At 64.8% G+C, this 20,932-nt stretch carries 21 protein-coding genes and 2 pseudogenes; 11 read left to right on the top strand and 12 right to left on the bottom strand.

The annotated features are described in order from the left end of the window. Positions 1–6 precede the first annotated feature (6 nt). From ftsY to FJ424_RS12350, 5 genes and pseudogenes are all read left to right on the top strand, one after another. Positions 7–1,638, top strand: coding sequence for a signal recognition particle-docking protein FtsY (gene ftsY / locus FJ424_RS12330; protein WP_140658609.1), 1,632 nt, complete (start codon positions 7–9; stop codon positions 1,636–1,638). A gap of 64 nt (positions 1,639–1,702) precedes the next feature. Further along, complete coding sequence (locus FJ424_RS12335; protein WP_140658610.1) at positions 1,703–2,359, top strand: septation protein A; 657 nt, start codon at positions 1,703–1,705, stop codon at positions 2,357–2,359. Between the two features lie 66 nt (positions 2,360–2,425). Beyond that, positions 2,426–2,605, top strand: a pseudogene (locus tag FJ424_RS12340) (pyridoxamine 5'-phosphate oxidase family protein); the annotation flags it as partial. A 43-nt stretch (positions 2,606–2,648) separates the two neighbouring features. Beyond that, complete coding sequence (locus tag FJ424_RS12345) at positions 2,649–3,149, top strand: MSMEG_1061 family FMN-dependent PPOX-type flavoprotein (RefSeq protein WP_181182155.1); 501 nt, start codon at positions 2,649–2,651, stop codon at positions 3,147–3,149. Positions 3,150–3,188: 39 nt separating this feature from the next. Further along, positions 3,189–3,725 carry an NADPH-dependent FMN reductase gene (locus FJ424_RS12350; RefSeq protein ID WP_140658611.1) on the top strand — a complete coding sequence of 179 codons (537 nt, stop codon included), beginning with the start codon at positions 3,189–3,191 and terminating at the stop codon, positions 3,723–3,725. Between the two features lie 211 nt (positions 3,726–3,936). Here FJ424_RS12350 and FJ424_RS12355 read toward each other — a convergent pair whose 3' ends face one another. Both FJ424_RS12355 and FJ424_RS12360 read right to left on the bottom strand, forming a co-directional pair. Further along, a complete protein-coding gene (locus tag FJ424_RS12355) occupies positions 3,937–4,143 on the bottom strand; it encodes a 4-oxalocrotonate tautomerase family protein (protein ID WP_013892236.1) in 207 nt (68 codons plus the stop codon). A 159-nt stretch (positions 4,144–4,302) separates the two neighbouring features. After that, complete coding sequence (locus FJ424_RS12360) at positions 4,303–5,223, bottom strand: SMP-30/gluconolactonase/LRE family protein (protein ID WP_140658612.1); 921 nt, start codon at positions 5,221–5,223, stop codon at positions 4,303–4,305. Between the two features lie 276 nt (positions 5,224–5,499). Between FJ424_RS12360 and FJ424_RS12365 the strand changes: the two genes are divergently transcribed. Next, the gene (locus FJ424_RS12365; RefSeq protein WP_181177681.1) at positions 5,500–5,664 is read left to right on the top strand and encodes a hypothetical protein; all 165 of its coding nucleotides are present in this window, start codon (positions 5,500–5,502) and stop codon (positions 5,662–5,664) included. A 91-nt stretch (positions 5,665–5,755) separates the two neighbouring features. Here FJ424_RS12365 and FJ424_RS12370 read toward each other — a convergent pair whose 3' ends face one another. From FJ424_RS12370 to ccmA, 4 genes are all read right to left on the bottom strand, one after another. Continuing rightward, a complete protein-coding gene (locus FJ424_RS12370; RefSeq protein WP_140658614.1) occupies positions 5,756–6,334 on the bottom strand; it encodes a DsbE family thiol:disulfide interchange protein in 579 nt (192 codons plus the stop codon). Beyond that, positions 6,331–6,498 (bottom strand): heme exporter protein CcmD, encoded by a 168-nt coding sequence (ccmD, locus tag FJ424_RS12375; RefSeq protein ID WP_140658615.1) that lies wholly within the window; start codon positions 6,496–6,498, stop codon positions 6,331–6,333. Before ccmD ends, FJ424_RS12370 begins: the two co-directional genes overlap by 4 nt. A 117-nt stretch (positions 6,499–6,615) precedes the next feature. Beyond that, positions 6,616–7,281 carry a heme exporter protein CcmB gene (ccmB, locus tag FJ424_RS12380; RefSeq protein ID WP_140658616.1) on the bottom strand — a complete coding sequence of 222 codons (666 nt, stop codon included), beginning with the start codon at positions 7,279–7,281 and terminating at the stop codon, positions 6,616–6,618. 208 nt (positions 7,282–7,489) lie between these two features. Beyond that, positions 7,490–8,092, bottom strand: coding sequence for a heme ABC exporter ATP-binding protein CcmA (gene ccmA / locus FJ424_RS12390; protein WP_140658617.1), 603 nt, complete (start codon positions 8,090–8,092; stop codon positions 7,490–7,492). A gap of 283 nt (positions 8,093–8,375) precedes the next feature. On the opposite strand from ccmA, the gene acnA reads away from it, so the two are divergent. Beyond that, positions 8,376–11,066: an aconitate hydratase AcnA gene (gene acnA, locus FJ424_RS12395; RefSeq protein WP_140658618.1), complete on the top strand. Its 2,691-nt coding sequence runs from the start codon at positions 8,376–8,378 to the stop codon at positions 11,064–11,066. A gap of 67 nt (positions 11,067–11,133) precedes the next feature. On the opposite strand, the gene FJ424_RS12400 is transcribed toward acnA, so the two are convergent. After that, positions 11,134–11,805: a ceramidase domain-containing protein gene (locus tag FJ424_RS12400; RefSeq protein ID WP_140658619.1), complete on the bottom strand. Its 672-nt coding sequence runs from the start codon at positions 11,803–11,805 to the stop codon at positions 11,134–11,136. A gap of 185 nt (positions 11,806–11,990) precedes the next feature. Here FJ424_RS12400 and FJ424_RS12405 point away from each other — a divergent pair, with 185 nt between their 5' ends. Continuing rightward, positions 11,991–12,779, top strand: coding sequence for a thioredoxin family protein (locus FJ424_RS12405; protein WP_140658620.1), 789 nt, complete (start codon positions 11,991–11,993; stop codon positions 12,777–12,779). A 792-nt stretch (positions 12,780–13,571) separates the two neighbouring features. Then, positions 13,572–13,958: a DUF2794 domain-containing protein gene (locus tag FJ424_RS12410; RefSeq protein WP_140658621.1), complete on the top strand. Its 387-nt coding sequence runs from the start codon at positions 13,572–13,574 to the stop codon at positions 13,956–13,958. 75 nt (positions 13,959–14,033) lie between these two features. On the opposite strand, the gene FJ424_RS12415 is transcribed toward FJ424_RS12410, so the two are convergent. The 4 genes from FJ424_RS12415 to FJ424_RS12430 form a co-directional block, all read right to left on the bottom strand. Further along, positions 14,034–14,612, bottom strand: coding sequence for a GNAT family N-acetyltransferase (locus FJ424_RS12415; RefSeq protein ID WP_140658622.1), 579 nt, complete (start codon positions 14,610–14,612; stop codon positions 14,034–14,036). A gap of 215 nt (positions 14,613–14,827) precedes the next feature. Next, a complete protein-coding gene (locus FJ424_RS12420) occupies positions 14,828–15,568 on the bottom strand; it encodes a Bax inhibitor-1/YccA family protein (protein WP_140647847.1) in 741 nt (246 codons plus the stop codon). Positions 15,569–15,807: 239 nt separating this feature from the next. After that, on the bottom strand, positions 15,808–18,348 hold the full coding sequence (locus FJ424_RS12425) for an ABC transporter permease (protein WP_140658623.1): 2,541 nt from the start codon (positions 18,346–18,348) through the stop codon (positions 15,808–15,810). Next, positions 18,348–19,046 (bottom strand): ABC transporter ATP-binding protein, encoded by a 699-nt coding sequence (locus tag FJ424_RS12430; RefSeq protein WP_140647849.1) that lies wholly within the window; start codon positions 19,044–19,046, stop codon positions 18,348–18,350. The genes FJ424_RS12425 and FJ424_RS12430 overlap by 1 nt, the downstream gene beginning before the upstream one ends. Before the next feature lie 81 nt (positions 19,047–19,127). On the opposite strand from FJ424_RS12430, the gene FJ424_RS12435 reads away from it, so the two are divergent. Continuing rightward, entirely contained in the window at positions 19,128–19,772 is a 645-nt protein-coding gene (locus FJ424_RS12435) for an arylesterase (protein ID WP_140658624.1), read from the top strand. A 118-nt stretch (positions 19,773–19,890) separates the two neighbouring features. Next, the gene (gene thpR / locus FJ424_RS12440; protein ID WP_140647851.1) at positions 19,891–20,484 is read left to right on the top strand and encodes an RNA 2',3'-cyclic phosphodiesterase; all 594 of its coding nucleotides are present in this window, start codon (positions 19,891–19,893) and stop codon (positions 20,482–20,484) included. Here thpR and FJ424_RS12445 read toward each other — a convergent pair. Continuing rightward, a pseudogene (locus tag FJ424_RS12445) lies at positions 20,391–20,905 on the bottom strand (low molecular weight protein-tyrosine-phosphatase). The gene thpR and the pseudogene FJ424_RS12445 overlap by 94 nt on opposite strands. Between the last annotated feature and the right edge of the window lie 27 nt (positions 20,906–20,932).

A 20,932-nucleotide genomic window follows, 5' to 3' on the forward strand; every position in this document is an offset into this window, starting at 1 on the left:
AGACGCATGGCTGGTTTCTTCAAGAAGATATTTTCGTTCGGCAAGAAAGAGGTCGTCGAGGAGCGCGCCGACGAGACGCTGCCGCCGATCAAGTGGGACGCGCTCGACGCGCTGAAGCCGGAGGCCGAGCCTCAATCGGTTCCCGAAGAGCCGAAGCCCGAGCCTGCTCCATCCATCCCGCCGGCACCGGAGCCGACCATTCCCGCCGAGCCGGAACCGCTGCCGCAGCCCGAGCCGGAAGAAGAGCCGCAACCGGCGCCCGAGAAGCCGGAGCCGCCTGCCCCCGAGGAAGTGCCGCCGGCACAACCCGAGCCCTTACCCGCGCCGACACCGGAACCCGAACCTGCTCCGCAGGAAGTGCCCGCACCCGCGCCGACTCAGCCGGACATCGAGCCTTCGCGTCCGGAACCGCAGCCGGAGCAGCCACCGGTCGAAGTGCCGACGCCGCCTGCCGAAGTCCCGGTCGAAACGCCGCCGCCCATCGAGATTCCGCCAGTGGCGCCGCCCTCTGTGGAACCATCCGCCGAAGCCGGCGCGGAAATCACGCCTCCTATTCGACAGCCGACGCCCGTCGAGCCGCAGCCGATCCTGGCCGAGATCGCGCCGGAACCGGAAGCCGTGCCGCCGCCGCCAAAGCCCACGCCCTCTGCCGGCAAGGTGACGGTTTCAAAGAAGGTCGAGCAGAAGGCGGAGCCGGTAAAGGCGCCGGAGCCGGCGCCGCGGCGCTCCTGGTTCCAGCGCATGCGCGAAGGGCTCGCCCGCTCCTCGCGCGAGCTCACCGGCAACATTGCCGGCGTCTTCACCAAGCGCAAGCTGGACGAGGAGACGCTGCAGGATCTGGAGGACGTGCTGATCCGCGCCGATCTCGGCGTGGAAACGGCGCTGCGCGTCACCGATTCTCTCGCCTCGAGCCGCTACGGCAAGGATGTCTCGGACTCGGAAGTCCGCGCCGTAATGGCCGCGGAGGTGGAGAAGGTGCTGACGCCGGTGGCAAGACCGCTCGAGCTCGATCTCAGCCACAAGCCGCATGTCATCCTGGTCGTCGGCGTCAACGGCACCGGCAAGACCACCACCATCGGCAAGCTTGCCGCCAAGCTCACCGATGGCGGCCTCAAGGTGATGCTGGCAGCCGGCGACACGTTCCGCGCCGCCGCGATCGAGCAGTTGAAGATCTGGGGCGAGCGGACGAAATCGCCGGTCGTCGCCTCGAAACTCGGCGCCGATGCGGCGGGCCTCGCCTATGACGCCTTCGAGAAGGCCAAGGAGGCCGGCTCCGACGTGCTGATCATCGACACGGCCGGCCGGCTGCAGAACAAGACCGAGCTGATGGCGGAGCTGGAGAAGATCGTGCGCGTGTTGGGCAAGCTCGATCCGGAAGCGCCGCACACGGTGCTGCAGACGGTCGACGCCACCACCGGCCAGAACGCGCTGAACCAGGTCGAGATCTTCCGCAACGTCGCCGGCGTCAACGGGCTGGTGATGACCAAGCTGGACGGCACGGCGCGCGGCGGTATTCTGGTGGCGATCGCCGCCAAGCATCGGCTCCCGGTCTATTTCATCGGCGTCGGCGAGCAGGTCGACGACCTCGAACCGTTTTCCGCCAGCGAATTCGCCAGGGCGATCGCCGGCGTGGCTTGAACAAAGGCGCGATCTTGGAAGGGCCGCCTGCTTTTCGGCCAGATCATGCGCAAGAAGGACTTTTATGAACATCCTCGAACGCGACCCGTCCGATCCTCGCCGCAAGCCGATCAACCCCGGCTTGAAGTTCCTGCTCGAGCTTGGGCCAGGGCTGGTGTTCTTCTTCGCCACCATTCGCGGCGAATGGCTGGCCGAGAAATTTCCGATACTCAGCCATCTCGGCGAGCCGATCCTGATCGCCACCGCCTTCTTCATGGTCGCGACGGCGCTTTCGCTCGGCGTCTCCTGGCTGCTGACGCGCAGCCTGCCGCTGATGCCGCTGGTCTCGGCGATCGTCGTCTTCGTCTTCGGCGCGCTGGCGCTTTACCTGCAGGACAAGACCTTCGCCTTCATGAAGCCGACGATCATCAATTCGCTGTTCGGCGTCACGCTGCTCGGCGGGCTTCTGTTCGGCCGGTCCCTGCTTGGTTACGTTTTCGATTCCGCCTTCCAGCTCGATGCCGAGGGCTGGCGCAAGCTGACCTTCCGCTGGGGGCTGTTCTTCCTCTTCCTCGCCGTGCTCAACGAGGTCGTGTGGCGCAACTTTTCCGAGGCGACCTGGCTTTATTTCAAGGTCTGGGGCACGATCCCGATCACCTTGCTGTTCACCTTCAGCCAGATGCCGCTGATCATGCGCCACTCGCTGGAGGAAAAAGCTAAGGAAGAGAAGGCCGGGAATTAAAGCAACCCGGGAAAAGCGTGCAGCGGTTTTCCATCCGAAGTTGCGTCGAAACAAAGAGGGGGCGGCATGGAATTCCTCACCACGCACGATGAGCTGAGGACGATCTACAAGACGCCCCGGCCGACCGACGGCTCGATCCGCAAGGAGCTCAAAAACCTCGACGGCCATTGCCGTTCGTTCATCGGCAAGAGCCCCTTCGTGCTGATCGGCTCTTCCGACGGCGCCGGCAATGCCGACGTGACGCCTAGCGCATGACCCCGAAAATCGAAATCGATTTTCGGAAAGGATCATGCGCCAAATCAAAAGTGTTACAGCGTCCTTTGCGCGTCCAAAGGACGCGCGGCGCTGTAATGGCGACAAGCCCGGCTTCACCGCCATCCTCGACAACTCCACCCTCGCCATTCCCGATCGCCCCGGCAACAACCGGCTGGACACACTGGAAAACATCATCCGCAATCCGTCGGTCGGGCTGCTCTTCCTCATCCCTGGCATGAACGAGACGCTGCGCGTCAATGGCGATGCCCGCATCACCGTCGATCCCGTCTTACGCGAACGCCTTGCGGTCGACGGCAAGGAGCCGCAAAGCGTCATCGTGGTGACGGTCAAGGCCGCCTACATGCACTGCGCCAAGGCCTTCATGCGCTCGGATCTGTGGAAGCCGGAGACCTGGTACGACCGTGCGACCCTGCCGACGCTCGGCCAGATCATACGCGACCAGCTGGCTCTTGGCGAAAGCGCCGGCGAGATCGACCGCGAGCTGGACGACGATTACCGCCAGACCATGTGGTAGGCTTCGCGGACGACTCAACCCTTCGTCCGGCTCCCTCCCTTGATCGAGATCATCGCCATATCGGGCAGCCTGCGCGCCGCCTCGACCAACTCGGCCCTGGTTGCCGCATTGGCCGCCAACGCGCCCGCGAACTGCCGCGTCGAGGTTTATGACGGCCTTGGCCGGCTGCCGATCTTCAACCCCGACGACGAGGGCGAGCGCACGCCGCCGGAAGCGGCACGCCTGATCGAGACGGTCACCCAGGCCGACGGCGTCGTCGTCTCCTGCCCGGAATATGCGCATGGCGTGCCCGGCGGCGTGAAGAATGCGCTGGACTGGCTGGTCTCGCGCGACGCCGCGGTGGGCAAGCCGGCGATGCTGGTCCACGCCTCGTCCCGTTCGCTCTATGCGCGGGCGGCACTGGCCGAGATCATGCGGACGATGTCGTTCGCGATGTATGAGGAGGGGACGCTGGAGATCGCGCTGCTGGGCAAGAAGCCGGCGGAGATGGAGGCGATTCTCAGCGAGGATGCGAACCGGCGGGCGATCCGTGAGGCGGTGCGGGGTTTTGCGAGTTTTATTCGCGGACAAACATAAGGTCGTCATTCCAGGGCGGAGCAAGGAGCGAAGCGACGCAGACCCTGACGCTAAGGCGTTGCAACGCTTACAGAATTCTGCACCGTTGCGCTCGACGTCGAAGGTCACGGAATGGATCCTCGGGTCAAGCCCGAGGATGAGAACGCGAAGGGAAGCGCCCATATCTCGCCGTCGCCGAAAGAACCTCGCAGGCACCCGAACCTGCTGCGCCTTACCCCTTCCGCAGCGTCTCGACATCGGTCTTGCCGACATACCAGTCGCGGGCGTTGACCTCCTCGAACACCACCCAGACATCGTCATTGCCGAGCCCGGTGGCGTCCATGATGGCCGCAGTCACTTTCTTGGCGATGTCAGCCTTCTTGCCGGCCGGATCGGCGGCGATCACTTCCTTGACGATGCGGATGTTGACGAATGGCATGATGTTCTCCCCGTGGGTTCTTCCGTTTGGCGTCAGGCGACGGTTTGGCAATTCGCTCCGGCAAAGCGGATGGCGGTGGTTGCGGGAGCCGCAGCGCCGCGGGCGCTGCTGGGATGCGCAGAAAGGCCAGGAATGGCCGAAGAAGCGCCTGCAGGATCTTCAATAGGTTTTCGCCCCATTCACCATCAGCCGCACCATGTAGAGCGAGGTGGTGCCGGCGATGTAGAGACAGTTGAGCTTGTTGCCGCCGAACACGCAGTTGGCGGTCACTTCCGGCACCTTGACCTTGCCGATCAGCGTGCCGTCCGGATCGTAGCAATGGATGCCGTCGGCGGCACTCGTCCAGATGCGCCCGTCGGAATCGAGCCGGAATCCGTCGAACAGGCCGGCGGTGCAGTCTGCGAAGACCTTGCCGCCGGAAACCTTCTTGCCGTGCTTGCCGACGTTGAAGACGCGCATATGCGCCGGGTTCTTCTCGCCATGCGTGCGGCCGGTGTCGACGACGTAGAGCAGGCTCTCGTCGAGCGAGAAGGCGAGCCCGTTCGGCCGCACCATGTCGGTGATGACGGCCTCGACATCGCCCGTATCGGGATCGACGCGATAGACATTGCAGGCGCCGATCTCGCTTTCGGCCTTGTCGCCCTCATAATCGGTGTCGATGCCGTAGCTCGGATCGGTGAACCAGATCGAGCCGTCGGAGCGCACCACCACGTCGTTGGGCGAGTTCAGCCGCTTGCCCTTCCATTTGTCGGCGATGGTGGTGACCGAGCCGTCAAACTCGGTGCGGCTGACGCGGCGGCCGGAATGCTCGCAGGTCACCAGCCGGCCCTGCCGGTCGACGGTGTTGCCGTTGGAATTGCCGGACGGTTGCCGGAACACGCTGACGCTGCCGTCGGTCTCGTCATAGCGCAGCATGCGGTTGTTCGGGATATCCGACCAAACGACATAGCGGCCGGCGGCGAACCAGGCCGGCCCTTCCGCCCAGCGGCACCCGGTGAACAGCTTTTCCACCTGGGCGCTGCCGTTGAACAGGCGCGCGAAGCGCGGATCGAGAACGTCGTAATAGTCTTCGGCCGCCATGCATTTCCTCCCGGCATCAGGTGACGGGGCGGATCAAGCCAGCCCGGAAGCGATCTGGCAAGACGGCAGGCCAGTAATTTGTATGACAAAACAGATGAGCACTGCGTGAAGCTGGGCGGTCTTGCGTACCGCGTCGGACGCATAGCCTGTTAGCCTGCGATTAACCGGCTATGCGCTGGTTGCAATGGTGCATTGCAACATCTTTCTTTTGCAATGCATCATTCCTATGTCATCCTCACAATCGTCAGGGAGGAACAACTAAGAAGGAACCCTGTCATGTTCGACAATCTTGTCTCCCGCGCCCGCGCCAGCATGGCCAAGCGCCGTCATTACAACCGCCTCGTCGCCGAAATCGAGAACCTGTCCAGCCGCGATCTCGCCGATCTGCGCGCCGACCGTTCGGAAATGCTCTACCAGGTCCACAAGCAGATCTACGGCTGAGCGGCAGGCCGATCGTCCGGCCACTTCGTCATCCTCGGGCTTGACCCGAGAATGACGACGCAAGTATCCGTCTTGACCTGGCGTCCCCGCGCTAACCCGGCGCCGCCAGCGCTTTCTCGATCTGCGGCAACAGCAACGCCCTGACCGACTCGGGCGTCAGCGGCCCGACATGCTTGTAGGCGATCCTGCCATCCTTGCCGATGACGAAGGTCTCGGGCACGCCATAGACGCCCCAGTCGATCGCCGCGCGTCCGGCCGGATCGACGCCGATCGCCTGATATGGATTGCCGAGATCGCCAAGGAAGCGGCGGGCGTTTTCCGGCTGGTCCTTGTAGTTCAGCGCGGCAAGCGTGAAGCGCTTGTCCTGCGACAGGCCGAGCAGCACCGGATGCTCCTCCCGGCACGGCGCGCACCAGGACGCGAACACGTTGACCAGTGTCACCTTGCCGGTAAAGGACTTTGTATCCAGCCCCGGCAGGCTGATCCCTTCGAGCGGCGGCAGGCTGGTCTGCGGCGCCGGCAGTCCGATCAATGCCGAGGGGATTTCAGAGGCGTCGCGGCCCGAAAGCAGCTGCCACAGGAACAGCCCGGCCAGCCCCAGGAACACCAGAAGCGGCAGAAGCACGAACAGGCGGCGCCGCGGCGCCGCCGTTTCGGTTTCGATGCTCATGATTTGACAGCCTTGTCGGAGCGCCGGCGCACTCCGGCCGCCTCCAGCGCCGCGAGCTCGCGCTTGCGCGCCCGCTGGTCGAGCAGGATCCAGCCGATCAGCCCGGCGAGCACGACGGCGGTGATGGCATAGGCGGCGGTGACGAAGAGGGCATGCGCGCTCATGTCAGCCGCTCCCCGCTCTCCGCCGTGCCAATCGTTGCGATCATGTCTTCCCTTAACCTCGCGCCGGCAGTTCCGCAATTTGTCGCGGTGCCGCAGTGAAGGAACATTCTCGTCGTCTCAATCCGTCCCGTGCCGCAGCGCCAATGCCGCGGCCAGCGGACCAAGCACTGCAAGAAACAGCGTCAGCGCGGCAAGAATGAGGAAAGGCTGCAGGAATGGCGCCGGATCGGCCACCGCGCCATAGCTTGCCGAAACGCCGAAGATCAGCACCGGAATGGTCAAAGGCAGCACCAGCACCGAAATCAGCAATCCGCCGCGCGGCAGCGCCACCGCCACCGCGGCACCCGTGGCGCCGATGAAGGTGATGGCCGGCGTGCCGACGAGAAGCGTGAGCGCCGTGGCGCCGATGCCGAGCGGCTCCATGTTCATGAACAGGCCAAGCAGAGGCGCCGCGACCACCAGCGGCAGCACGCTGCCGGTCCAGTGCGCCAGGCACTTCGTCAGCACCGTCAGCGCCAGCATGTGGCGGTCGTTGTTCAGGACAAGGAGGTCGAGCGAGCCGTCCTCGCGATCAGCCTGGAACAGGCGGTCGAGGCCGAGCAGGCAGGCAAGCAGGGCGGCGATCCACAGGATCGCCGGGCCGATGCGCGACAAGAGGTTGAGGTCGGGACCGACGCCGAACGGGATGGTGACGATGACGGCGAGGAAGAAGATGACCCCGATCAACGCCCCGCCGCCGGCGCGGATGGAAAGGCGGATGTCGCGCAGGAAGAGGGGCCACATTATAAAGGGATCCCTTGGCGAGGCTGGCGCTCCGGCACACCCCCCTCTGGCCTGCCGGCCATCTCCCCCGCAAGGGGGGAGATCGAATGTCGCGCGGACTTTCGCCAATCACCGACGCCGCGAAGGAGATGCCGGCGCCGAAGCTGCCAATCTCCCCCCTTGCGGGGGAGATGTCCGGCAGGACAGAGGGGGGTGCCTCGCGCCGACATCAGTCGCCCATCCTCAACACCTTCGCCCCGTCCAACCCCAGCGGCAAATGCGTGGCCGCCACGACAATCCCTCCGTCGCGCAGATGCGCCTTCATCAGCCCTGCGAACCTTGCCTCCGAGGCCTTGTCCAGCCCCGCGGTCGGCTCGTCGAGCAGCCAGACCGGCCGGCGGCTCACCAGGAGCTTCGCGATCGAGGCCCGCCGTCTCTGCCCTGTCGACAGATAGCCGAAGGGCAGATGTCCGAGCCCGCCGAGCGCCACCGTCTCCAGCGCCTCTTCGACGCCCAGTCCCGGCTCGGCCTGGAAGGCGCGCCAGAAGCCGAGATCCTCCTCGACGCTGAGCGCCGTCTTCATCGCGTTGAGATGGCCTAGATAATGCGAAGCCGAGGCGACCGTCGGGAAGGCCTCGCCGCCATCCTCGAACCGCACCTTTCCCTGCGCGGCCGGCAGCAGGCCGGCGACGATTCTGAGCAGCGTCGATTTGCCCGAGCCGTTCTGACCGGTGACAATGAGCGCCTCGCCCTTGTCCAGCGCGAAGCCGATGTTGGAAAAAACCGTCTCGCCGCCGCGCTCGCCGCCTAGATTTTCGGCGATCAGCCGCATTCTTGCCCGTCCCGAAAGCACCGTTTCGCGGCCGTTTCCGGCTCACGCAAATTCGTCCTTCGACTGTCTAGAACTATTCCAGGAAATTCTCTATATGCGGTTCATCCGTGCCAGCGGTCGGCGCGGGATCAGAATTAGCGCCGAACCAGCGCACGCGCCGCCTTGAACGGCTCGGGTTGCTTGGGAGCGGACAGCGGAAATGGCCGTACCCGCACCTTTGCGCGTGATTGCATGCCAACGGCGTCCGTTCCCTTTCAGGCTGAACAGACAAGGACGGATCGCCGTGACCAAATCCCTCGACAGTTTCAATTGCCGCCGCACCCTGACCGCGGGTGGCGCGGACTATGTTTACTTCGACCTCATTGAGGCCGAGAAGAACGGCCTCACCGGCATCGCCCAGCTGCCCTATTCGATGAAGGTGCTGCTGGAGAACCTGTTGCGCAACGAGGATGGCCGTTCGGTCACCAGGGAATCGATCCAGGCGGTCGCCGCCTGGCTGACCGACAAGGGCACCGCCGGCGTCGAGATCGCCTACCGCCCGGCCCGCGTGCTGATGCAGGATTTCACCGGCGTTCCGGCGGTGGTCGACCTGGCGGCGATGCGCGACGGCATCAAGGCGCTCGGCGGCGATCCGGAGAAGATCAATCCGCTGGTGCCGGTCGACCTCGTCATCGACCACTCCGTCATCGTCGACGAGTTCGGCACGCCGATGGCCTTCGCCCGCAATGTCGAGCTGGAATATGAGCGCAACGAGGAGCGCTACAAATTCCTGAAATGGGGCCAGCAGGCCTTCCGCAACTTCCGCGTCGTGCCGCCCGGCACCGGCATCTGCCACCAGGTCAACCTCGAATATCTGGGACAGGTCGTGTGGACCAACGCCGAGGACGGCGAAACCACCGCCTATCCCGACACCTGCGTCGGCACCGATTCGCACACCACCATGATCAACGGCCTCGGCGTTTTGGGCTGGGGCGTCGGCGGCATCGAGGCCGAGGCCGCGATGCTCGGCCAGCCGGTCTCCATGCTCTTGCCGGAAGTCATCGGCTTCCGCCTCACCGGCAAGCTCAAGGAAGGCGTCACCGCCACCGACTTGGTGCTCACCGTCACCCAGATGCTGCGCAAGAAGGGCGTCGTCGGCAAGTTCGTCGAGTTCTTCGGCCCCGGCCTCTCCAACATGACGCTGGCCGACCGCGCCACCATCGGCAACATGGCGCCGGAATATGGCGCGACCTGCGGCTTCTTCCCGGTCGACTCGGAAACCATCCGCTACCTGACAATGTCCGGCCGCGAGGAGAACCGCATCGCGCTGGTCGAGGCCTATTCCAAGGCGCAAGGCATGTGGCGCGACACAGGCTCGGCCGATCCGGTCTTCACCGACCTGCTCGAGCTCGACCTCGGCGACGTCGTGCCGTCGATGGCCGGCCCGAAGCGCCCAGAGGGCCGCGTCGCGCTGCAGGACATCCCCGCCGGCTTCGCCAAGGCGATGGAGACCGAATACAAGAAGGCCGCCGAGATCTCGAAGCGCTACGCCGTCGAAGGCACCGACTACGATCTCGGCCATGGCGACGTCGTCATCGCCGCCATCACCTCCTGCACCAACACCTCGAACCCGAGCGTGCTGATCGGCGCCGGCCTGCTTGCGCGCAACGCCAACCGCCGCGGCCTGAAGCAGAAGCCGTGGGTCAAGACCTCGCTCGCCCCCGGCAGCCAGGTGGTGGCCGAATATCTCGAAAAGTCCGGCCTGCAGAAGGAGCTCGACCAGATCGGTTTCAACCTGGTCGGCTTCGGCTGCACCACCTGCATCGGCAATTCCGGCCCGTTGCCGGCGCCGATCTCCAAGACCATCAACGACAAAGGTTTGATTGCCGCCGCGGTGCTTTCCGGCAACCGCAACTTCGAAGGCCGCGTCTCGCCGGACGTGCAGGCGAACTACCTTGCCTCGCCGCCGCTGGTGGTGGCGCATGCGCTGGCCGGCACCGTCACCAGGGACCTCACCACCGAGCCGCTCGGCGAAGGCAGCGACGGCAAGCCGGTCTATCTCAAGGACATCTGGCCGACCTCGGCCGAGATCCAGGAGTTCATCGAGAAGAACGTCACCCGCGAGCTGTTCGCCCGCAAATATGCCGACGTCTTCAAGGGCGACGCCTACTGGCAGAAGGTCAAGGCGCCGGAAGGCCAGACCTATGCCTGGGACGACCACTCGACCTATGTGCAGAACCCGCCCTATTTCGCCGGCATGGGCCGCTCCTTCGGCAAGGTCGGCGACATCAAGGGCGCGCGCGTGCTCGGTCTCTTCGGCGACAAGATCACCACCGACCACATCTCGCCGGCGGGCTCGATCAAGGCTGCATCGCCGGCCGGCAAGTATCTGACCGAGCATGGCGTCGGCGTCGCCGACTTCAACCAGTACGGCACGCGGCGCGGCAACCATGAGGTGATGATGCGCGGCACCTTCGCCAACATCCGCATCCGCAACCACATGCTGGGCGAGAATGGCCGCGAGGGCGGCTACACGATCCACTATCCCTCGAAGGAGGAGATGTCGATCTACGACGCAGCGATGGAGTACAAGCAGGAAGGCGTGCCGCTGGTGATCTTCGCCGGCGTCGAATACGGCAACGGCTCGTCGCGCGACTGGGCGGCGAAGGGCACCAACCTGCTCGGCGTGCGCGCGGTCATCGCCCAGTCCTTCGAGCGCATCCACCGCTCCAACCTGGTCGGCATGGGCGTCATCCCCTTCGTCTTCGAGGACGGCACCTCATGGGCCTCGCTCAATCTGAAGGGCGACGAGCTGGTCGAGATCGACGGCCTGGACGCGATCAAGCCGCGCCAGAAGATGGTGGCCAAGGTCACCTATGGCGACGGCACGGTGAAGAACGTGCCGATCATCTGCCGCATCGATACGCTGGATGAGCTCGACTACTTCAAGAACGGCGGCATCCTGCAATACGTGCTGCGCGACCTGGCCGCGTAAAATAGGGAGTAGTGAGTAGGAATTAGCGAGTAGGGAAAGAGCGTCACTACTCACTACTCACTACCCACTACTGCCTTACCTTCGGCTTCCCAAACCGCGCCGTCGCCGCCAGCAACACGGCGAGCATCAGCCCGTTGAAGACATGCCAGAGGAAATGCGTGCCGAGCGGGAAGCTGGCGCAGACCAGCGGGTCGATCATGCGGCAGAGGACCGAGACGACGAAGATCGCCGACCCCGCCAGATTGTACCAGCCGGCCCGGTTGCCGGTGGCCGCCACCCACGCTCCGAAGAAGGCGAGCGCCAGGAAGGGCGGCAGGTAGCCCGTGGTGCCGTTCGACGCCTGGCGCAGCCAGTCCGGCACGGCGTAGGCGATCAGGCCGGCCACGGCATAGAAGGCGACGAAGACGAGGATCGCCTTGCCCCATTCCATGCCGAGGAAACGCCGCAGGTTGAACAGCGTGTAGGCCAGCGTGAAGCCGGCGATCGGCAGGATGTCGGCCCAGATCGTGCCTTTGCTGGCGAAGGTGTGGAAAAGGGTCGAGCCGATGCCGATCGCCACCACCCACCAGGCCAGCACTTCGGCGAAGGCGCCGGTCTTGTATCGCCGCACCTGCTGGACGCCCCATAGTCCCGCGGCAATGAAAGCCAGGTTGGTCAAAGCATTAGCCGGCTCGGCCCAAAGTCCAGGCCCCGTCCGTTCGCAATAGAGATCGACAGGGGTCAGGAGAGTTTGCCACATGGTGAGGATGCTGCTCCCGAATCGAACCACGCCTTGAAATGCAATCGCCTCTCCTATTGCGCCCTTACCTGCGGCTGCAACAGCAAAAATTTCACCGCAACGTGACTTCCCGTTGACTGGCGCTTCTGCCACATATTTTAGCAATCAGAACAAGGCCGGCGTCACCGGCGGGAATTGGAAAAGTCATGGCATTTCGAGGACGATTGCGGCTTGCGGCAGTAGCGCTGGCCCTTACGGCGTTGGGCGGCGTGGCCCTGGCAGCCGAGCCTGAGAAGGCCGCGACCGGCAAGCCTCAAGCCGACAAGCCTTTGGGCGTGGTCGAATTGTTCACCAGCCAGGGCTGCAGTTCCTGCCCACCGGCCGACGAGTTGTTTGCCGAGCTCGCCGGCAAGGACGACATCGTCGCGCTCGCCTACCACGTCAATTACTGGGACTATCTCGGCTGGCAGGACACGCTGAGCACCAAGGAGAACACCGAGCGCCAGTATGACTATATGCGGGCCTTCGGCAGCCGCTCGGTCTACACGCCGCAGGCCGTCATCAACGGCCGCAGCCACGTCAACGGCGCCAGCCGCAAGGATGTCGACGGCGCCTTGGCGCGGATGGACAGGACCGGCGAGGGCATGCGGGTCGCCATCAAGGTTAGCCGCACCAGCGACCGTGTCGTGATCGACGCGGGCGATGCCGGCAACGGCCCGACCGACGCCCATCTGGTGATCGTCTATTTCGATCCGCCGCGGATGGTGAAGATCGGCCAGGGCGAGAACAGCGGCCGAAGCCTGACCTACTGGAACGCCGTTTCCGACATCCAGACCGCCGGCATGTGGCACGGCAAGGCGCAGCGTTACGAATTGCCGATGACCGAGATCGCCAAGAAGGGCGGCTGCGCGGTGCTGCTGCAGTCGGTTGGTCAGGACGGCATGCCCGGCCCGATCCTCGGCGCCGCCTTCATCCGCAAGCCGGACCGGCTTTAGCTCCCGCCTTCTAGCAATTGGCTTCTCGTCCGCTCGCGCGCGGACCGCTTCTCACCACAAGGCAGGGCAATCTTTGGGAGTTCGGATAGCCGGCATGCCTTGATCGGCGTGATTGATCGGCCGAAGACCTGATTGCCACGTGGTTCCCCCAATCCGTCGCTGCTTTGCAGCGCCACCTTTCCCCCCTCCGGAGGGAAAGGAAGGGAGCCTTGCTGGACGAGCGTTGTCGGCAAAAAGCCTGGCGCGCCTTTCCTCTACCCCGTCGATCGGGGGAGAGGTGGCTCGGCGAAGCCGAGACGGAGTGGGGGTCGACCAGCGCTGCTTAAGACAATGCATGCGCCAAGCTGCCATTCACGCTATCGCCAAGACCAGCCGCTTGGAAATGTGTGCATGCCGTAGACAAGGGTGAAGGAAAATAAAAAACCGGCGTCAGCTTGCTTCTGACGCCGGTCATTCAGGTTTTGGGATCGTCGCACCTGATTTTTCCAAGGAAAAACCGAGGTTGGTTCGATCCGACGCTGACCCGTGGGCGGGGGGCTTGGGGTTTACGAGCCGGTGCCGGACCGAACCGTCTCAGGCAACGCCGGTAAATTCGTCGGACATTGGGGCATGAGCGCGGATTATTTGTGGCGAGAATGTGGCAGAGCATCACCAATTCCAACATGTGTTTCGCAAACGTGACTGGACGTTTGGGAAACCGCGCGACCATCGGGCCTGCTTAGCCAGGCCTTGCAATTCGACCGCGAAAGCGCGAACCTTGGCCGGCGCATGATTCAATCGAAGGATCGAGGCATGACCGATCACAGCAGCGGGACGGAGGATGGGGAAGCATCCGGAATATTGATCCCGTTGCACGAGGCGCGCAACGCCCGCCTCGACCAGCCGGTGCGATTCGACCGGCGCGAGCTCGACCAGATTCTGAGGCTTTACGGACGCATGGTGGCGGCCAATGAATGGCGCGACTACGCGATCGACCATCTCACTGATCGCGCTGTCTTTTCCGTCTTCCGCCGGGCCAGCGAAGTGCCGCTTTTCCAGATCGTCAAGGACCCCAGGCTGGCACGCCGGCAAGGCGCTTTTGCCGTCATCGCCGCAGGCGGCCGCATCCTGAAGCGCAGCCAGGAACTCGGCCGCGTGCTTGGCGTGTTCGATGCGAAGCTCAAGGTTGTCGAGGCGTAGTCCGGAAAGAGGAAGTGAGGAACTGGAGAAAAGGACTCTGAATACCTTTCTTCAATTGCCCAATTCCCCAGTTCTTCAATTCCCCTTGAGCCTTTCGCGAAACTTCCGTTCCGGCAGCGAATTCGGATCGGGCGGCAATTCCGCGCCGCCATTCAGCGAAAGCTGCATGAACACCGTGTCCAGCCAGCGTCCGTGCTTGTAGCCGGATCCCTCCAGACGCCCGGAATGGCGGAAGCCGAGCTTCTCGTGCAACCGTACCGAGGCGCTGTCCGCGTGGCCGTCGCCGATCACCGCGATGATCTGGCGGAAGCCCGCCGCACGCGCCGTCTCGATCAGCGCCTGCATCAGCAGGAAGCCGACGCCCTGCCCCTTGGCCTCCGGCGCGACATAGACCGAATCCTCGATGACGAATCGGTAAGCGGGGCGGGGCCGGAACGGCCCGGCATAGGCATAGCCGAGCACGGCGCCGTTCTTCTCGGCCACGAGATACGGAAAGCCGCCGGCCGCCAGAGCGTCGAATCGGTTGCCCATTTCGGCGCGGCTGGGCGGCTCCAGCTCGTAGCTTGCCGTGCCATGCGCGACCGCATCGGCATAGATTTCGGTGATTCGGTGGAGGTCGGCCGCGGTGGCGGCCCTGATCGCAGTATTGCTCATAATTTGTGCAGTTCTCTTTCCTGCCTCGATAACAGCAGAGGACTGCGCAAAAAGAAAGGGCGGCCGTTGGGCCGCCCTTCGCAAAGTCTATGGTCCACTGAGACTGGGTAACCGCCCTTAGAGCAGTTCCAGGAAAACTGTGCGCGGTTTCCGTCCGGAATTGCGTCAAACAAGGAGATAGAGGGTTCGCCGTTTCCGTGAAACGGCGAACTGCTCTAGCGGCGATCGCCCATGAACTGCAGCAGGAACATGAACAGGTTGATGAAGTCGAGATAGAGGCGCAGCGCACCCATGATCGCCTTGCGGCCGGCGACGTCGGCGACGTCACCTTCGAAATACATCTCCTTGATCTTCTGCGTGTCGTAGGCGGTGAGGCCGGCGAACACCAGCACGCCGATCGCCGAGATGGCGAAGCCAAGCGCCGACGACTGCAGGAAGATGTTGATCAGCATCGCGATCAGCAGGCCGATCACGCCCATGATCAGGAACGAGCCGAACGCCGACAGGTCGCGCCTGGTCGTGTAGCCATAGAGCGACAGGCCGCCGAAGGCCGCGGCCGTGGCGAAGAAGGTCTGGGTGATGCTGGTGCCGGTGTAGACGAGGAAGATCGTCGACAGCGACAGGCCGACAAGGCCGGCATAGACCCAGAACGTGGCCTGCGCCGCGCCCACGCTCATCGACTGGATACGGAACGACAGGAACATCACGGCGGCGAGCGGCGCCAGGATGACGACCCAGCGGAACGCGCTTGCATAGATGAGCTGGCCGAAGGCGGTCAACTGGCCGTCGCCGGTGACGGCGAGCTGGAAGGCGCCCCAGGCGGCAAGGCCGGTGATCAAAAGGCCAAGCCCCATGAGGTTGTAGACCTTGATCATATAGGCGCGCAGGCCCTGATCGATATCGACGCGCGCGCCGGGGGCGGCGGACGTCTGGTAGTTGCGAATGGGATCAGCCATTGGAAATCCTCTGTTGCTTCTGCCCCGTCCGGTGACAGGTCCACTCGGAGCGGTCCCCGGGACCAGGCGCCGCTGGCGGAGCTCCAGCATGCCTAGCGCGAAATATGATGGTTCTTGACGTCAAGAACAAGACGGTAACGGGCCGTAACGCTTTGTGAGAAGGCAAAAGGCCGGTTTTCGGGTCTTCCGGGCGGCATTCTTACAAAGATTTAACCGGGCGGACGGCTCTCGGCCCTCCGTCAGAGGTTGCGCAGCACCGGCGCTGCCCTGTGGCCAAGCACCCGCCAGGTGCCGGCAAGGCCGATTCCGACGGTGACCGCCAGCGAAACCAGGATCGTCGCCACCGCGACCTCCGGCATGAAATGCGACGGCAGCGTCATGATATGCGCGACCACGAACCAGGCGGCGATGCCGCCGGCGGCAAGCGCGAACAGCGCGGTCGCGAGGCCGATCAGCATATATTCCAGCGAGAAGGCCGTAATCAGCGTCCGCCGCGTCGCGCCGAGCGTCTTCAGCACCACCGCGTCGTGGATGCGCGCCCGGTTGCCGGCGGCAAGCGCCCCGGAGAGCACCAGCACCGAGGCGATCAGCGCCACGCCGGCGGCGGCGCGGATCGCCGTGCCCAATTGCGCGACCAGCCGGTTGACGATGTCGAGCGCGTCCTTGACGCGAACCGTCGTCACCGCCGGAAAGGCGCGGGTGACGGCGTTGAGCAGCCTTGCGTCGTCGGCCGTGCTGGCTTGTTTGTCGGTCAGCGTCGCCAGCCAGCCATGCGGCGCCCCGGCAAAGGTGTTGGGCGAGAAATCCATGACGAAGTTGATGCCCATCGTCTCCCATTGCACCTGGCGGAAATTGGCTATTTTCGCCGTGACGTTGCGTCCAAGCACATTGACCGTGACGGTGTCGCCGAGCTTCAGCCCGATCGCCTTGCCCTCCTCGGCCGAGAACGACACCAGCGGCTCGCCGGAATAGTCCTGCGGCCACCATGCGCCTTCGGTCAGCGTTGCGTTTTCCGGCTGCTTGGCGTCATAGGTCAGGCCGCGGTCGCCGCGCAGCACCCAGGCGCCGTCGGCCGGGATCTTCACCTTGTCGACGTCGACGCCGTTGAGCGCCATGATGCGGCCGCGCAGCATCGGCACCTTGACCAGCGTTCCCCGCGGCGACTCCTTGCCGACGAGGCCGGCAAAGGCGTCGACGTCGCTGCTCTGGATATCGACGAAGAAGAAGTTCGGCGCCCGCTCCGGCAGGCTGCCGGAGATCTGCCGCCTGAGATTCCCGTCGATCAGCGCCAGCGTCACCAGCAGCGTCAGCCCGAGGCCAAGCGACAGCACCACCGAGGGCGTCAGCGCGCCCGGACGGTGGATGTTGCCGAGCGCCAGCCGCAGCGAAACGGAACGCACGCGCGGGCTCTTTTTTGCCGCCCACTGCACCAGCATCGCCACCAGCCGCAGCACCAGGAAGGCAAAGACCGTGGCGCCGACGAAGATCGAGGCGATGCGGTAGTCGTTGGCCGAGAGGATCGCCAGCGCCGCCAGCGCCAGCACAATCGCCAGAGCAGCGCCCGTGTAGGGCACGCGCGGCAGGCCGCGGCTCTCGAATCCCATTTCGCGGAACAGCGCCGTCGCCGGCACGTCGCGGGCGCGTCCGAGCGGCAGCAGCGCGAAGGCCAGCGTCACCAGAAGGCCGAACAGCGCGGCCATGGCGAGCGCGCCAGGATAGAAGCCGCCTTGCGCGGGCACCGGGATGACGGACTGCAGGAGCGCGCTCGCCACGAACGGCATCGCGGCACCCAGGATGAGCCCGAGCACGATGCCGAGGCCCGCGATCAACAGGATCTGCACCAGATAGACGGTGAAGACGAAACCGCCCGAGGCGCCGAGACTCTTGAAGGTGGCGATGACGCCCCGCTTGCCGTCGAGGTAGGCGCGCACGGCATTCGCCACGCCGACGCCGCCGACCACCAGCGCCGTCAGCCCGACGAGCGTCAGGAACTGCGAGAAGCGCTCGATGTTGGCGGAGAGCGCGGGGGCGGCGTTGCTGCGCGTGCGGATCGACCAGCCGGCCTGCGGGAAATCCTTCGCGGCCTCGGCCTGGATCTCCTTGATCCGGGCCTCGGACGCGCCGTCGGGCAGCCGCACCTTGTAGGCATTCTCGACCAGGCTGCCGGGCTGCACCAGGCCGGATGCGGCAAGGCCCTCGCGCGAAATCATCAGCCGCGGCGCGAAACCGAAACCGTCCGAAACCGCATCCGGCTCGCTGACCAGCCTGGCTCGCAACTTGAAAATGGCGCTGCCGAGCTTCAGCCTGTCGCCGATATGAACATTGAGGCGGTCGAACAACAGGTCGGGCGCGGCGGCGCCGAACACGCCGGACCTTTCGCCGAACAATTGGTCCTTCGGCAGCGCCGGATCCGTCTCCAGCGTGCCGTAGAGCGGATAGGCGTCGTCGACGGCCTTTGCCTCGACCAGCGCCTGGTCGGAGCCGTCCTCCAGCCGCGCCATCGAGCGCATGCCGGAAGTCAGTGAGACCGTGCCGAGGCCTTTGATGAAGCCGAGCTCGGCATCCGAAGCGCTGCGCTGGTTAACCTGGAAGCGCAAATCGCCGCCAAGCAGCGTCTGGCCCTGATTGGCGACGCCGGCGGAAATCGCCTGCGCCACCGAATTGACGCCGCCGATCGCCGCAACGCCCAGCGCGATGCAGGCAAGGAAGATCATGAAGCCGGACAGGCCGCCGCGCATCTCGCGCAGCGAGAAGCGCATGGCGAGCTTCAATGTCCGCATCAGGCGGGAACCTTCACGGCTTTCGGCGCGTCCTCGATCCGCCCCGAGCGCATCGAGACCTGCCGCGCGCAACGCGCGGCAAGCGCCGGGTCGTGCGTCACCAGCACCAGCGTCATGCCGCGTTCCGCCGCCTTGGCGAACAGAAGATCGGCGATCTGCTTTCCCGTCGCCTGGTCGAGATTGCCGGTCGGCTCGTCGGCGATGAGGATGCGCGGCGACGGCGCCAGCGCCCGGGCGATCGCCACGCGCTGCTGCTCGCCGCCGGAGAGCTCGCCCGGATAGTGCGTCACGCGGTCGCTCAGGCCGACGGCGGCGAGATCGCGCGCGGCGACGCCGAACGGGTCGGCATGGCCGGCAAGCTCGAGCGGCACCGCGACGTTCTCGAGTGCCGTCATGTTGGGAATGAGATGGAAGGACTGAAAGACGATGCCAATGTTTCGTCCACGAAACGATGCGATCTGGTCCTCGCTTTTGCCGTTGAGCAGCTCACCGGCGATCTGGACCGTACCCGAATCGACCCGTTCCAGGCCGGCAAGAACCATCAGCAGGGTTGATTTGCCCGAGCCCGACGGTCCAACGATGCCGGTGGCTTCACCGGCCGCCACGTCGAGGCTGACGCCCTTCAGCACATGGACGGAGGACGCGCCCTCGCCGAGCGTCAGCGATACGTCCCTCAGCGCGATGACGGCTTCTGTCACAATGAAAGTGCCCTATATGTGGAAAAAGGAGACGCCCGTGTCTCTTTCCTTGGGTTGTTTCGGTCATATGGGGCTCGCCGCATGGCATTCAAACACCGTTTTGCCGCAGCCCTCATGCTTTTCCTCGCCGTTTGCGGCGCCATTACGCCGGCGCGCGCCGCCACCTTCACCATCGTCGGCTTCGGCGACAGCCTGATGGCAGGCTTCGGCCTTGGCCCAGGCCAGGGTTTCACCGACAGGCTGCAGGCGGCGCTGAAGGCTAAGGGCCTCGACATCACCGTCGCCAATGCCGGCGTCTCCGGCGACACATCGAGCGGCGGGCTGGCGCGGCTCGACTGGTCGGTGCCGGACGGCACGAGGCTCGTCATCCTCGAACTCGGCGCCAACGACATGCTGCGCGGCGTCGCTCCCGACATCGCCGAGAAGAACCTCGACGCCATGCTGGGCAAGCTGAAGCAGCGCAACATCCCGGTGCTGCTCGCCGGCATGCGCGCCGCGCCCAATCTCGGCGCCGACTACCAGAAGACCTTCGACGCCATCTACCCGAAGCTTGCCGCCAAATATGCCGTTCGGCTCTATCCGTTCTTTCTCGACGGCGTCGCCGGCCACCCCGACCTGCAGCTGGAGGACGGCCTGCACCCCAATCCGAAGGGCGTCGACGTGATCGTCGAGCGCATCCTGCCCACCGTCGAGAGGGCAATCGCCGACAATGACGGCCCGTCGTGAGTCCAAAACGCCACGGTTTCCGCTGGGGAAACTTTGTGGACAACAAAGCTCTTGCCCCGCGCTTATATCGATGATTCGCTAGGGACGAGAGTTTCGATTCGAGGACAGGAGGCTTCACATGCCACGTCTTTTCACCGCCCTCGAAATTCCGCGTGATGCCGCCCTCTCTTTGTCCCTGCTCCGGGGCGGGTTGCCGGGAGCGCGCTGGATCGACGTCGAAAACTACCATCTGACGCTGCGCTTCATCGGCGATGTCGAAGGCCATGTCGCCGACGAGATCGCCAACGCCCTCGACCGGGTCGACCGCCCCTCTTTTCAAATGACGCTCTCCGGCGTCGGCGCCTTCGGCGGCAAGAAGCCGCATGCGGTGTGGGCCGGCGTGTCGGCTTCGCCCGACCTGGCGGCGCTGCAGGGCGAGATCGACCGCATCTGCCAGCGGCTCGGCCTTCCGGCCGACCCGCGCAAATTCTCGCCGCATGTGACGCTGGCGCGCCTGCGCAATGGGAGCCCGCTCGATGTCGCGCAATACCTTTCGGCGCGCGGCAATTTCGCGGCGCTGCCCTTCCGCGTCGGCCGCTTCGTCCTGATGTCGTCGCGCGATTCGGTCGGCGGCGGCCCCTACATCGTCGAAGAAGCCTGGCCGCTGGTCGGCGAAGCGCTGGCCTCGAGCCGCTTCGCCAGCGCCTCAGATGCCTCGCGGATCATGCGATAGACCGAAGCGAAGGCTCGGCGCCGTCGTAATAGGGATCCGGCACGTCCGCGGTCTTTCCTATCGCGAAATCCAGATAGAGATGGACCCGGTCGCGCGCGGTCGCTGTCGCCAGCGCCTTGAGGTCGCGCACATTCGCCTTGTCCATGCCGAGGATCAGGTCGAAGCGCGAAAAATCCTCCGCCAGCACCTTGCGCGCCCGCTGACCTGAAATGTCGACGCCATGCTTTGCCGCCACCGCGACAGAGCGTGGATCGGGCGCGGAGCCGACCTCCCAGCCGCTGGTCGCGGCCGAATCGAGCACGATGCGCCTGGCCAGTCCGCGCTCGGCCAGCACGCTGTGGAAAACGCCCTCGGCAAGCGGTGACCGGCAGATGTTGCCGAGGCAGACGAACAGAATGGATTTTATGGGCTTTTCGCGCATCGATCCGGCGCTATGGTTGGTTCAATT

Source organism: Mesorhizobium sp. B3-1-8, from assembly GCF_006439495.1.
Classification (GTDB): domain Bacteria; phylum Pseudomonadota; class Alphaproteobacteria; order Rhizobiales; family Rhizobiaceae; genus Mesorhizobium.